Genomic DNA, 12,465 nt, shown 5'->3' on the forward strand with positions numbered 1-12,465 from the left:
GCCGTTCGGCTGCGGGTCACTTCATGGAAAGAGGACGCAACGATGTCGAAATTCGATTCGGATGAGATGGACATGCCCGGCTATTTCCTGCCGGAGGACAGCCAGTTCCGACTGAAGAAGCTGCGCGATTACACGGAGTTCCTGTCGCGACTGGCGCAGCCGCGCACGTCGGATGAGGCGCAGGAGTGGGCGCCCGAGGTGCGCGTGGGCGAGATTTCGATCTGCCTGGAGTTGCTGGCGGAGCAGGTCGAATTGGTGTTGGAGGAGCTGTCGTGGCCGGCGGAGCGGAAGGCGAAGGCGGTAGAGGCGGAAGCGGCTGCGGATACCGAGGAAGATGAGGACGAAGACGAAGATGATGCGCCTGAGAAGATACAGGAGATTTCTGTCGCGGCCGCAGCACCCTATACCTTCGGCGTCACCCTGAACCAGATTGATTCGCTGGAACTGCTTATCCAGACCGTCTCGGCGCATGGGGACGTAGTGGCGGGCAGCCACGAGGCTGAATTCGCCGACCACACACTGCCGCTGATTGGACAGGCCATCTATGACGGGGTGGAAGCCGTGCGTGCCATCCTGGGCAAAGTGAAAGATCAGCGGCTGCGGCCGCGGGGTCCGCTGAACCGAGTGGGCGAAACGCGGGCTGTGTATGACGTTGGGGTTGTGGGCTCGGCCGTGAGGCCGGGGTCGCAACACGGCTTTGGTGATGGCCTGAGCCGGACGTTGCAATAGCGGGTTTGTTGTGTTTTGTCGTCGGCCCGGGTTGTCCCGGGTCGACGTTTGGGCAAAGGGACCGTGCCGGCTGTCGGTACGGGTAAGTCGCGACGGACGCATCGCGTCGCGACTCACGTCGCTCCCACAAGGTAGGTGGTGTAGCCGAAAACGGGGTCAGAGTACGATTTCTAAGTAGGAAAGGTACTCTGACCCGGTTTTTCTAAAAGCAAAGCCCGCGCTGGGACGGCGCTCCTACGCGATCAGTTCAGCCAGAAGCTGAAATACAGATACAAGCCGAGGACCAGCGCGACGATGAGCCCGGACAACACTTTGTTGCCGGTGTCCCAGCTGCGGCTGATCTCTTCGCCGTGCAGCTCGCGGATCGAGGCGTAAGTCAGGCCTTTGATCTGCTCGTCCGCCGGCGGCTCGCTGGTCAGCGAGCCCACGATCATCAGAATGGCGCTCGCGACGAACAGAATGCCGGTCGCGTACAGAAAGTTGAAATCGCCGATGGCGGCCAGGAATGCGGGCGCCTCGATCTTGCCTGCGCCGAAAAAGGCCTGGCAGGTCAGCTTGAACATGCCGAGCACGAAGCCGCCGGCGAGCGCCCACACCGCGCCCCGGCCATTCAAACGTTTCCAGAACAATCCGAGCAGGAACACCGCGGTGATCGGCGGCGCGAGATAACCCTGCACGCTTTGCAGATATTGATACAAGCCGCCGCCGGAGATCACCTTCATTACCGGAATCCACAGCAGGCCCGCGACTACGACCACCGTCGTCGCGATGCGGCCCACGGCCAACAAGTGCCGCTCCGACTGACCCGGCCGAAGCTTTTCGTAAATATCGACGGTGAACAGCGAGGCGCTCGAGTTGAACAGCGACGCGAGCGAGCTCATCAGGGCCGCCAGCAGGCACGCGACGATCAAACCGCGGATGCCCGAGGGCAGCAACGTGGTCACCAGCGTCGGGAACACCGTGTCGCCGTCGATCACCGAGACGCCATCGACCATCTTCATGGGCAGCGCCAGCAAGCCCTTCTGGTGCAAGGCCCATCCGATCATGCCCGGCACCAGGAAGATCAGCACCGGCCACACCTTGAGCAGGCCGCCGAACAGCGCGCCACGCCGCGCCGACTGCAGATCCTTGGCCGACAGCGCACGCTGCACGATGTACTGATCGGTACACCAGTACCAGATGCCGATGATGGGCGAGGCGATCATGACGCCGAGCCAGGGGAAATCGGGATCGCTCAGCGGCCGCCACAGGGCGAACTGCGCGGCATTGGCGCTGGCGGTGCTGACCAACTCGCCCCAGCCCGCGCCCACGCCGGCACCGCCGCCGAGCTGGCTCAAGCCCGTCAACGTGATCACCAACGAACCGAACAAGATGATCACGGCCTGCGGAGCGGCGGTCGCCATGATCGCGCGCATGCCACCGAACACCGTGTAAATGCCGGTGAGAATCACGGTGGTGAATGCGCCCACCCAGAACGCGTTGTCGCGCGAGCCGAAGGTATCCGGCAGCAGCGCCTGAAACACGATGGCGCCGGCGAACACGGTCACGCTGACTTTGGTGAACACATACGCAACCAGTGAGACTACCGAGAGGATGGTGCGCGCCCGTGCGTTGAAGCGGCGCTCCAGAAACTCCGGAATCGTTTGCACGCCGGACTTGTAGTAGAACGGCACGAAGAAGCCGGAGAGCAGGATCAGCACCCACGCGTGCAGCTCCCAGTGCGCCATCGCCATGCCGGTCGCGGCGCCCTGGCCCGCGAGGCCGACGATGTGCTCCGAGCCGATGTTGGACGTGAAAATCGAGGCGCCGATGGTAATGAAGCCGGCGTTGCGGCCGGCCAGAAAGTAATCGACGCTATCCTTCTGGTGTCGGCCGTACCACCACGCCAACGCCCCTATCACAGTGAAATACAACCCGATGACGAACCAGTCCAAGGTGGTCAGAATTGAGGTTTGCACGTCGGTCCCTTGTATTGTTGGGGTAGCGATAAGCGCCTTAAATCCAGGCCGCGGCTTGTGCACCGAAACATTACGCCCGCGCCCTTGCGGATTGCCGGGGCGGTGCAAGTGTAATATTGCCCGATAGCCGTGGGCCGGGTCAGCCAGTTGGCCTTGCCCAGGCTTGGGCTACAGAACACGAACAGAATCCTGGGGGAATCGTGCCGGCATGTTGGTACGGGTAAGTCGCGATGGAAGCATCGCGTCGCGACTGACGTCGCTCCCACAAGGTAGGGGGCGTAACCCCGGGTAACCCCGGACTTGATCCGGGGGCACCCGGGGTGCTCTACACGTAACCCTTCCGTTCCCCGGGTGCGGCCTTCGGCCTTACCCGGACTACGGGATCGCGCGTTTTGGGGTTGGGTGCCGTGTGGGAAACGCGCAAAAAAATGGGCGCGGATGGCTCCGCGCCCAAGCTTGCCCACGGAGGTGGGAGAGAGGGGTGCTTACTTGACTTCGATTTCCTGGGTCATGCCGGCGGGTTGGCCGTTGACCATCACGTCGACCTTGTACTTGCCCTTCGGCCAGGGGTTGGCGTTGGTGAACTCGATGTTGGTGGTGCCGGCGCCGGTGGTGTTGAGCGCCTGCGATTGCTGGCCGGCGACCTGACCATCCTGGAAGGTCAGCTTGGCTTCGACGGTCTGGTTGCTGGCATCGCCCTGGGTGTTGACCGAGACGATGATCTTGTCGTTGACGCCGAAGCTCGTCATGGGCGCGACGCTCATGTCGGTGCCGGCGGCGTTGCCGACGTTGACGCTGGTGACCGAAACCGCGGCGGGGGCCGGCTCCATCGGTGCCGGTGCGGGCTCGCTGGCTGCCGGCGGAGGCGTGACCGCTTCTTCCTGCTTCTTGCAGGCGGCCAGCGCCACTGTGCCGGCCAGCGCGATCATCAGGGCGGAGGTCTTGAGATTGGGCTTCATTGCTGTCGGTCCTTGAATATGTGAAGAAAAAGGGGCTGGCTCAGGCGCTGCTGTCCCGGGAGGGAAGCTTGATGACCTGGCCTGGGAAGATCTTGTCCGGATCGTCGATGACGTCGCGGTTGGCCTCGAAGATGCGCGTCCAGGCATTGGCGCTGCCGTAATGGTCCTTGGCGATCTTGGACAGGGTATCGCCCTTGGCGATGGTGTAGGTCTGCTCGCCGACCAGCTCTTCGGTGCTGTCCACGCGCGCGGTAACACCGGAGAAATCGGCTTTCTCGACTTTCTGTTCGGTCGTTTCGACGTTGGCGCTGACGCCGGAGAAGTCGGCCTTCTTGTCGCTGCTCATAATCAACAACCCTTCCGTGCTGATGTTGGGACAGCGATTAGCCTTGCATGAAGACTGTTAAGAAATGATGTCGCAACCGTGAAGGAATCCAGCCAGCGGACAACCGGGGTTACTGGCGCAGGTCGCGCCGGGCGGTGGGCGCCTGGAAACCGGCAGTAGCGCGCCAGGGATTGATGTCCAGTCCGCCGCGGCGGGTGTAGCGCGCCTCCACCGACAGCGCCTGCGGCCGGCAGTGCGCCATCAGGTCATGGAACAGGCGCTCCACGCATTGCTCGTGGAACTCGGCGTGGTCGCGGAAGCTGATCAGGTAGCGCAGCAGCTCGCCGCGGTCGATGCGCGGGCCGTGGTAGCGGATGATCACGCTGGCCCAGTCCGGCTGGCCGGTGACCGGGCAGTTGGATTTCAGCAGTTGCGAGCTCAGCACTTCGGTGACGATGGCCTGCCGGTCGGCGACCAGGTAGTCGGCCTGTGGCGGGCCGTAGTGATCGATTTCGATATCCAGCGTGTCCAGCGATTCGCCTTCCTCCAGCTCGGCCAGCGGCGGCAGCCCGAACGCCACCGCCACATCGGCGCCGGTGCGCACCGACAGGTCCAGGGTGATGCGGTCCAGCACCGCGGTATCGCTGTTGAAGCGGGTGGCGTTGAGCGAGTTCAGGTACAGCTTCAGCGATTTGGATTCGATCAGGTGCGGCGAATCGCAGGGCACGGTGAAGGTGGCGGTGGCCACGCGCGGCTTGCCGCGCGCGTCCAGCCAGCTCAGTTCATAGGCATGCCAGCGGTCGTGGCCGATGAACGGCAAGGCATCGGGGATGATGCCGATCGACTCGCGCGCGGCGGCGCGCGGGATGGGAAACAGCAGGCTGGGGTCGAACTGGCTGGGGTAGGCGACGTCCCGGCCCAGCATCGAATCTTGCGGCGTATTCATCGCCGCATTTTATAGGCAGGCCATGGCGCCGGCCGGGTCAAGCCGGCCGGCGGTTGGCGGCGATACAGCCTTGCGGGCTGCGATCAGCTGCCGGCGTGCAGGTAGTCCAGCGCCACCTGCATCAGCGCGCGGAAGCCGACGTCCAGCGACTTCTCGTCCAGCAGGAACTGCGGCGAGTGGTTGCTGGGCGCGGTGGCCGGGTCGGTGCCGGCGGCGGTGGCGCCGACGAAGAAGAACATCGACGGCACTTCCTTGGCGTAGAACGAGAAGTCCTCGGCGCCCATCTGCAACGGCGGCTCGAACACGTTGTCCTTGCCCACCGCCGCCTGCAGGCTGGGCAGCATGCGCGCGGTCAGCGCCGGGTCGTTGACGGTGGCGGGGTTGCCGTCGGTGTCCGGCACCTTGGCTTCGACCCGCGCGCCATGCGCGGCGGCCACATGCTCGGAGACGTTCTTCAGATCGGCGAAGATCTTCTGCCGCATTTCCTCGTCGAAGGTGCGGATGGTGCCGACCATTTCCACGTCGTCGGGAATGATGTTGTAGCGGATGCCGCCCTTGATGGCGCCGAAGGTCACCACTGCCGGCTGCTTGGCCAGATCGCTGCGGCGGCTGACGATGGTCTGCGCGGTGCCAATCAGGTCCGCGGTGGCGACGATGGGATCCACGCCGCCCCACGGCCGCGAGCCGTGGGTCTGGCGGCCGATGACCTTGATGCTGAAACTGTCCGAGGCGGCCATCAGCGGCCCCTGCCGCACCGCGATCTGGCCCACCGGCACCGACGAGAACACATGCAGGCCGAATACCGCCTCCGGCTTGAAGTCCTTGAACAGGCCTTCGGCCAGCATCATCGAGGCACCGCCGTCCTCGCCGGCTGGCGGGCCTTCCTCGGCAGGCTGGAAGATCAGCATGATTTCGCCGGGCAGCTCGTCCTTCATCGCCACCAGCGCCTCGGCCACGCCCATCAGGATGCCGGTATGGGCATCGTGGCCGCAGGCATGCATGACGCCGACGGTTTCGCCGCGGTAGCTGGCGGTGGCCTTGGAGGCGAACGGCAGGCCGGTCTGTTCGGTCACCGGCAGCGCGTCCATGTCCGCGCGCAGCCCAATCTTCGGGCCCGGCTTGCCGCCCTTGATGATGGCGACGACGCCGTGATGGGCAATGCCGGTGCGCGGTTGCAGGCCCAGCGCGCGCAGGTGCTCGGCGACCTTGGCGGCGGTGCGCTGCTCGCGGTTGGACAGCTCCGGGTGCTGATGGAAGTCGCGGCGCCAGTCCACCACCTTGGACTGCAACTGCTTGGCGGCGGCGGTCACTTCGGGACGCTGGCCGGGGACTTCCTGCGCATCGGCGGCAAAGGCGGCGGCCAGCGCAAGCATCAACATGACGGAACCAGGGCGGCGGGCAATACGCATCGGCAACTCCAATCGTGGACTGGCCCCGATGCTAACCGGTCTGCGCCCGGGCTGGGGTGGGAGGTGGGCCTTCCTCCTTCCAAAAACCTGATTAGCGTCGCCCAACTGGGTGGGGAAAAGGCACGCGTGGGTCTTTCCTTCTCCCTCCGGGAGAAGGTGGCGCGCAGCGACGGATGAGGGAAGGAAGCAACCGCTTGTAGCAAAGGCCAGCGGCGAGTCGTTGCCATTCCCTCATCCGCCCTTCGGGCACCTTCTCCCGGAGGGAGAAGGAAGCTGAGATTAGACGCCAATCAAACTCGCAATCGCCGCCGCGGCATGCGACGCTGCGGCGCTGCCGAAGAGGACGATGATGAGCCAAACCAATCCAGAACCAGCTGCCCCCGCCCCCGCCGCGCTGGAAGGCGAGGCCGCGCTGATCCGCGCGGTGGGCAGCTTTGCGCTGACTGCGGCGGTCATCAATGTCATCGTCGGCGGCGGCATCTTCAAGATGCCGGCGGCATTGTCGGGGCAGATGGGCATCGCCGCGCCGTTGTCGCTGGTGGCTGGCGCGCTGGCCATCATTCCCATCGCGCTGTGCTTTGCCGCCATCGGCAGCCGCGCCGCGGCCACCGGCGGGCCGTACACCTATGTCAGCGCGGCGTTCGGGCCGTTCGCCGGATTCATCGCCGGCGCGCTGATGTGGATCTGCAATGTCGCCTCCAGCGCCGGCGTGGCCGCGGCGCTGTCGATCCAGGTCGCCAGCCTGGTGCCGGCGCTGGCACCGCCGTTGCCGCGCGCATTGCTGCTGCTGGCGGTCTATGTGGGCATATTCGCGCTCAATGCGTTCGGGGTGAAGCTGGGCGCGCGCGCCATCACAACGCTGGCGGCGCTGAAGCTGACGCCGCTGTTTGCGCTGGTGGCGGTGGGCCTGTTCTTCGTCGATTGGACGCAGGTCAGTTTCAGCATTGGCGCGGCGCCGTCGTGGGCGGCGCTGGGCTCGTCGATGGTGCTGGTGATGTTTGCCTATTCGGGCATGGAAACCGCGCTGGTGCCATCGGGCGAATTGCGCAATCCGGCGCGCAACGTGCCGCGCGCCACGATGGTGGCCATCCTGCTGGTGGTGCTGCTGTACCTGGGCCTGCAGATTGTCGGCCAGGGCCTGCTGGGTGGCGCGCTGGCCAGCAGCGGCGTGCCGATTGCCGATACCGCCGGCGCGCTATGGGCACCGGCGCGCGCGCTGTTGCTGGTCACCGCCTGCGTGTCGATGGCTGGGTTCCTGCTGGGCAATCTGCTGGGTTCTTCGCGGCTGCTGTTCGCGCTGGGCCGCGATGGTTTTCTGCCGCACGCCTACAGCCGGGTCAGCGCATCGCACCGGGTACCGCTGCTGGCGTTGTTCACCCATGCCGGGCTGGGCTGCCTGTTTGCGGTGCTGGGCAGTTTCGAGGCGCTGGTGCTGATTTCCGGCGGCGCGATCTGCCTGGTCTACGTGCTGGTCGGCGCCGCGGCCTGGCGCGCGCAGGCGGTGGATCTGCGCGAACGCGGCGAGCCGTTCGTATTGAAGGGCGGCCCGTTGATTCCGCTGCTGGCGGTGACGGCGATGACCGCCATCGTGGCCACGTTGACCTCGCGCGAATGGCTGGCGATTGGCGTGGCGCTGGGCGTGCTGGTCATCGTCTATGCGGTGGTGCGGGGGTTGAAACCGCGGTAGTTCCGCAAGACCCATGGATCTGCATTTCCCTTCTCCCAGAGGGAGAAGGGAATCAGGCCCGCCCTACCGAAACACCACCGTGCGGTGGCCGTTGAGCAGGATGCGGTGCTCCACATGCCGGCGCACCGCGCGTGCCAGCACCAGCGATTCGGTATCGCTGCCCAGGCGGACCAGGTCGCGCGGGGTCATGGCGTGATCGACGCGGGCCACGTCCTGTTCGATGATCGGGCCTTCGTCCAGATCCCGGGTCACGTAGTGAGCGGTGGCGCCGATGATCTTGACCCCGCGCTGGTGCGCCTGGTGGTAGGGCTTGGCGCCCTTGAAGCTGGGCAGGAAGCTGTGATGGATGTTGATCGCGCGGCCCGCCAGCGCATCGCATAGTTGCGGCGACAGGATCTGCATGTAGCGCGCCAGCACCACCAGGTCGATGCGTTCCAGATCGATCAGATCCAGCAGGCGCCGCTCCTGCTCGGCGCGCGTGTCGGCGCTGACCGGCAGGTGGTGGAACGGGATGCCGTAGGACGCGGCCAACGGCGCGAAGTCTTCGTGGTTGGACGCCACCGCGGCAATGTCCACCGGCAGCTGCCGGCTGTGCGCGCGGAACAGCAGGTCGTTGAGGCAGTGCCCCTGCTTGCTGACCAGCACCAGCAGCCGCGCGCGCCGGCGCGCGTCGTGGATCTGCCAGTCCATGCCGAACACCTCGGCCAGCGAGGCGAAGCCTTCCTGCAGGATGTCGATTTCCGCCGGGCCGGGCACGTCGAAATGCACGCGCAGGAAGAAGCGCCCGGATTCTTCGTCGCCGAACTGCTGGGCGTCCAGGATGTTGCAGCCGGACTCGAACAGCAGCCCGGTGACGCGGTAGACGATGCCGGTGCGATCCGGGCAGGACAGGGTAAGGATGTGGTCGTGGCGCATCGGGCGAGGATAGGCAGCGTTGCCGACAAGTCAATCCGCGGTGCCGGGCCGGATGCCGAATGCCCCGCTTGACGGCGCCCGGGCCTGCCGGTAACGTGCGCTCGTCGAAGGTTTTCATCGCTTCATGCAGATGAAGCGATGAAATTAAATGGGAAGCCGGTGCGGACCGCTGATCGCGGCCCAATTCCGGCGCTGCCCCGCAGCGGTATTTGGAAACGAACTCGCCATTGGCACTGAGGCACCGACCTTGGGAAGCGGTGAGCTAGGAAGGAGCAGAAACGAGGAACGAGTAGCGAGGAACGAGTAAAAGCCGGCCATTGCCGCTTTCCACTCGTTTCTCACTACTCCCCACTCGTTCCTCGCTCCACGTCCATAAGCCCGAAGACCTGCCCCGGCCGGAGGACCTATCCGTCCTCCGTCTGACCTGGAACCTCCGCGGGGAGGTGGCCGGAGCATCCGCATGGCGCGCGTTGCCGTGCGCGCTGCCCTGTGCCCTCGCCCCGTGCGGTTCCGGCTCGCCCGCGGGGGCGAAGGTCGCTGGCGTGACGGGCACCGCGCAAAGGCGCCGTGCGCGCCGCGCGGTTCCTTCGTTCCTCATCCGACACCGCATGAGGAAACGCAACATGACACTGGTAACCAATCTCGGCTTTCCGCGCATCGGCGCCCGCCGCGAACTCAAGCACGCGCTGGAAGCCTACTGGCGCGGCGAATCTTCCGCTGCCCAGCTCCAGGACAGCGGCCGCGAACTGCGCCGGCGCCACTGGCGGCTGCAGGCCGATGCCGGCGCCGGCATCGTGCCCAGCAACGACTTCTCGCTGTACGACCATGTGCTGGACACGGCCTTCCTGTTCGACGCCATACCTGATCCGTACCGCGCGCTGGCCGATGCCGATCCGCTGGCCGGCTATTTCGCGCTGGCGCGTGGCGTGCAGCAGGGCGGCGTGGATCTGCGCGCGCTGGAAATGACCAAGTGGTTCGACACCAACTATCACTACCTGGTGCCCGAGCTGCACCGCGACCAGCAGTTCCGCCTGCGCGGCGACAAGCCGGTGGCCGAATACCTGGAGGCGCGCGCGGCCGGATTCGCCTCGCGGCCGGTGCTGCTGGGGCCGGTCAGCTTCCTGCTGCTGTCCAAGACCGTGGACGGCAGCGACCGCCTGGACCTGCTGGAACGCCTGCTGCCGGTCTATGCCGAACTGCTGGGCCGGCTGAAAGCCGCCGGTGCCGACTGGGTGCAGATGGACGAGCCCTGCCTGGCGCTGGATCTGGACGCCGACGACCATGCGGCCTACCGCACCGCCTATGCCGCGCTGGCGCAGACCGAGCGGCCGAAGCTGCTGCTGACGCCGTACTTCGGCGCGCTGGGCGGCAACCTGGCACTGGCCATGGAGTTGCCGGTCGAGGGCCTGCATGTGGACCTGGTGCGCGGCAAGGAGGAACTGGATGCGGTGCTGAAGGCGCTGCCGCGTCCGCGTGTGCTGTCGCTGGGGCTGGTCGACGGCCGCAACGTATGGCGGGCCAACCTGGACAATGCGCTGACGCTGGCGCGCTATGCCGCCGGCCATGTCGGCGCCGAGCGCCTGTGGCTGGCGCCGTCGTGTTCGCTGCTGCATGTGCCGGTGGATCTGGACAGCGAGAAGTCGCTGCCGGCCGACGTGCATGGCTGGCTGGCGTTCGCGCGGCAGAAGATCGCCGAACTGAAGCTGCTGGCCGACGCGCTGGCCGGGCAGCGATCCGCCGACGCCGGGCTGGCGCTGGCGCGCGAGCGCCTGGAGTCGCGGCGATTGTCTGCGCGCGTGCATAACCCGCAAGTCGCCGAACGCCTGGCGGCGCTGACCCCGGACGATGCGAGCCGCGCGGCCGGCTATGCCGCGCGGCGGCCGCTGCAAAGCCAGGCGTTGCGGTTGCCGGCCTATCCCACCACCACCATCGGCTCGTTCCCGCAGACCCATGAAGTGCGCGAAGCGCGCGCCAGGCACAAGTCCGGCAAGCTGTCCGCTGCCGACTACGACGCCTTCCTGGCCGCCGAGACCGAGCGCTGCGTGCGCTTCCAGGAAACCATTGGCCTGGACGTGCTGGTGCATGGCGAATTCGAACGCAACGACATGGTCGAGTATTTCGGCGAACAGCTGGACGGCTTTGCGTTCACCAAGCAGGGCTGGGTGCAGAGCTACGGATCGCGTTGCGTCAAGCCGCCGATCATCTATGGCGATGTCGCCCGCCCGCAACCGATGACGGTGCGCTGGTCGCAGTATGCGCAGTCGCTGACCGACCGGCCGATGAAAGGGATGCTGACCGGGCCGGTGACGGTGCTGCAGTGGTCGTTCGTGCGCGACGATCAGGATCGCGCGCGCACCTGCCGGCAGATCGCGCTGGCGTTGCGCGATGAAGTGCGGGATCTGGAAGCGGCCGGCATCGGCGTGATCCAGATCGACGAACCAGCCATCCGCGAAGGCCTGCCGCTGCGCCGCGGCGACTGGAAGGCCTATCTGGAGTGGGCGGTGGAATGCTTCCGCATTGCCGCCTCCGGCGTGCAGGACCGCACCCAGATCCATACCCACATGTGCTACTCGGAATTCAACGACATCATCGACGCGGTGGCGGCGATGGATGCCGACGTCATTTCCATCGAGACCTCGCGCTCGCGGATGGAACTGCTGGACGCCTTCGTCAGGTTCCGCTATCCCAACGAGATCGGCCCCGGCGTCTACGACATCCATTCGCCGCGCGTGCCGGACCAGAACGAGATGCTGGCGTTGCTGCAGAAAGCCAAAGCGGTGCTGGCGCCGGAGCAGATCTGGGTCAACCCCGATTGCGGGCTGAAAACCCGCGGCTGGCCGGAAGTGCGCACCGCGCTGACGGCGATGGTGTCGGCGGCCAAGGCGATGCGGGCGGCGTAGGACAAACCTTATTTGTAGGAGCGACGTGAGTCGCGATGAGGCATTCCCATGAAAGCTTCATCGCGACTTGACCAGCCATTCGGCTGCTAAAAAAACGTCGCTCCTACAAGGACAAAATTTCAGGTCGGCAACGGCGGCGCCTGGGTCGGCCGGCCCAGCGGGTCCAGCGCGATCATCACGAAATGCCCCCGCGTGCACAGCTTGCGGTCGCCGCTCAGCAGGTCCTCGGTGATCACGTCCACATCCACATGCATCGAACTGCGTCCGACCTTGACGATGCGCGCGACCACTTCGACCAAATCGCCCTTGTGGATGGGCAGGTTGAAATCGACCTGTTCCGACCGCGCGGTGACGACGGTGGAGCGCGCATAGCGCGAGGCGACGATGAAGGCCGACATGTCCATCCAGGCCAGCGCCTGGCCGCCGAACAGCGTGCCCAGATGGTTGGTATGGTCGGGAAAGACCATATGCAGCAACCGCGCTTCGGTGGGGCGCGGCTCGGCGGAAGGATGTTCACTCATGACGGTGCTCCGGTTCGCCTGCTCCCGGCCGCAGCATAGCGCAGGCGGTTGTGGGAGCGACGTCAGTCGCGACGGCGCCCCGATAGCCATTCGGCGCCAACAACGAAGAACGCGCC

10 protein-coding genes and 1 riboswitch are annotated in these 12,465 nt (G+C 65.8%); of the genes, 3 read left to right on the top strand and 7 right to left on the bottom strand.

All coding sequences use genetic code 11. The features are described 5' to 3' along the window. Positions 1 to 42 precede the first annotated feature (42 nt). Complete coding sequence (locus CRO39_RS20295) at positions 43 to 729, top strand: XAC0095 family protein (RefSeq protein WP_102047697.1); 687 nt, start codon at positions 43 to 45, stop codon at positions 727 to 729. Positions 730 to 971: 242 nt separating this feature from the next. Here the strand turns inward: CRO39_RS20295 and CRO39_RS14170 are convergent, their stop codons facing one another. The 5 genes from CRO39_RS14170 to CRO39_RS14190 form a co-directional block, all read right to left on the bottom strand. Further along, on the bottom strand, positions 972 to 2,663 hold the full coding sequence (locus tag CRO39_RS14170) for a sodium:solute symporter (protein WP_202926348.1): 1,692 nt from the start codon (positions 2,661 to 2,663) through the stop codon (positions 972 to 974). A gap of 509 nt (positions 2,664 to 3,172) precedes the next feature. Beyond that, positions 3,173 to 3,646 carry a hypothetical protein gene (locus CRO39_RS14175; protein WP_097122613.1) on the bottom strand — a complete coding sequence of 158 codons (474 nt, stop codon included), beginning with the start codon at positions 3,644 to 3,646 and terminating at the stop codon, positions 3,173 to 3,175. 40 nt (positions 3,647 to 3,686) lie between these two features. Then, entirely contained in the window at positions 3,687 to 3,992 is a 306-nt protein-coding gene (locus CRO39_RS14180; protein ID WP_097122614.1) for a LysM peptidoglycan-binding domain-containing protein, read from the bottom strand. Positions 3,993 to 4,101: 109 nt separating this feature from the next. Beyond that, the gene (gene queF / locus CRO39_RS14185) at positions 4,102 to 4,917 is read right to left on the bottom strand and encodes an NADPH-dependent 7-cyano-7-deazaguanine reductase QueF (RefSeq protein ID WP_097122615.1); all 816 of its coding nucleotides are present in this window, start codon (positions 4,915 to 4,917) and stop codon (positions 4,102 to 4,104) included. Positions 4,918 to 5,000: 83 nt separating this feature from the next. Further along, the gene (locus tag CRO39_RS14190) at positions 5,001 to 6,326 is read right to left on the bottom strand and encodes a M20 family metallopeptidase (RefSeq protein WP_162125930.1); all 1,326 of its coding nucleotides are present in this window, start codon (positions 6,324 to 6,326) and stop codon (positions 5,001 to 5,003) included. A 349-nt stretch (positions 6,327 to 6,675) separates the two neighbouring features. On the opposite strand from CRO39_RS14190, the gene CRO39_RS14195 reads away from it, so the two are divergent. Then, entirely contained in the window at positions 6,676 to 8,013 is a 1,338-nt protein-coding gene (locus CRO39_RS14195) for an APC family permease (RefSeq protein ID WP_162125929.1), read from the top strand. 63 nt (positions 8,014 to 8,076) lie between these two features. On the opposite strand, the gene purU is transcribed toward CRO39_RS14195, so the two are convergent. Beyond that, positions 8,077 to 8,928 (bottom strand): formyltetrahydrofolate deformylase, encoded by an 852-nt coding sequence (purU, locus tag CRO39_RS14200; RefSeq protein ID WP_097122618.1) that lies wholly within the window; start codon positions 8,926 to 8,928, stop codon positions 8,077 to 8,079. Between the two features lie 90 nt (positions 8,929 to 9,018). After that, positions 9,019 to 9,336, top strand: a riboswitch (cobalamin riboswitch). 215 nt (positions 9,337 to 9,551) lie between these two features. Here purU and metE point away from each other — a divergent pair. Then, positions 9,552 to 11,828 (top strand): 5-methyltetrahydropteroyltriglutamate--homocysteine S-methyltransferase, encoded by a 2,277-nt coding sequence (gene metE, locus CRO39_RS14205; protein ID WP_097122619.1) that lies wholly within the window; start codon positions 9,552 to 9,554, stop codon positions 11,826 to 11,828. A 119-nt stretch (positions 11,829 to 11,947) separates the two neighbouring features. On the opposite strand, the gene CRO39_RS14210 is transcribed toward metE, so the two are convergent. Further along, positions 11,948 to 12,349 (bottom strand): acyl-CoA thioesterase, encoded by a 402-nt coding sequence (locus tag CRO39_RS14210; protein ID WP_097122620.1) that lies wholly within the window; start codon positions 12,347 to 12,349, stop codon positions 11,948 to 11,950. Between the last annotated feature and the right edge of the window lie 116 nt (positions 12,350 to 12,465).

This window comes from Pseudoxanthomonas wuyuanensis (genome assembly GCF_900215535.1).
GTDB classification, from domain to species: domain Bacteria; phylum Pseudomonadota; class Gammaproteobacteria; order Xanthomonadales; family Xanthomonadaceae; genus Pseudoxanthomonas_A; species Pseudoxanthomonas_A wuyuanensis.

Coding starts and splice junctions, on each gene's coding strand:
- CRO39_RS20295 (WP_102047697.1), top strand. CDS start 43: ATGTCGAAATTCGATTCGGATGAGATGGACATGCCCGGCTATTTCCTG.
- CRO39_RS14175 (WP_097122613.1), bottom strand. CDS start 3,646: ATGAAGCCCAATCTCAAGACCTCCGCCCTGATGATCGCGCTGGCCGGC.
- CRO39_RS14180 (WP_097122614.1), bottom strand. CDS start 3,992: ATGAGCAGCGACAAGAAGGCCGACTTCTCCGGCGTCAGCGCCAACGTC.
- queF (WP_097122615.1), bottom strand. CDS start 4,917: ATGAATACGCCGCAAGATTCGATGCTGGGCCGGGACGTCGCCTACCCC.
- CRO39_RS14190 (WP_162125930.1), bottom strand. CDS start 6,326: ATGCGTATTGCCCGCCGCCCTGGTTCCGTCATGTTGATGCTTGCGCTG.
- CRO39_RS14195 (WP_162125929.1), top strand. CDS start 6,676: ATGAGCCAAACCAATCCAGAACCAGCTGCCCCCGCCCCCGCCGCGCTG.
- purU (WP_097122618.1), bottom strand. CDS start 8,928: ATGCGCCACGACCACATCCTTACCCTGTCCTGCCCGGATCGCACCGGC.
- metE (WP_097122619.1), top strand. CDS start 9,552: ATGACACTGGTAACCAATCTCGGCTTTCCGCGCATCGGCGCCCGCCGC.
- CRO39_RS14210 (WP_097122620.1), bottom strand. CDS start 12,349: ATGAGTGAACATCCTTCCGCCGAGCCGCGCCCCACCGAAGCGCGGTTG.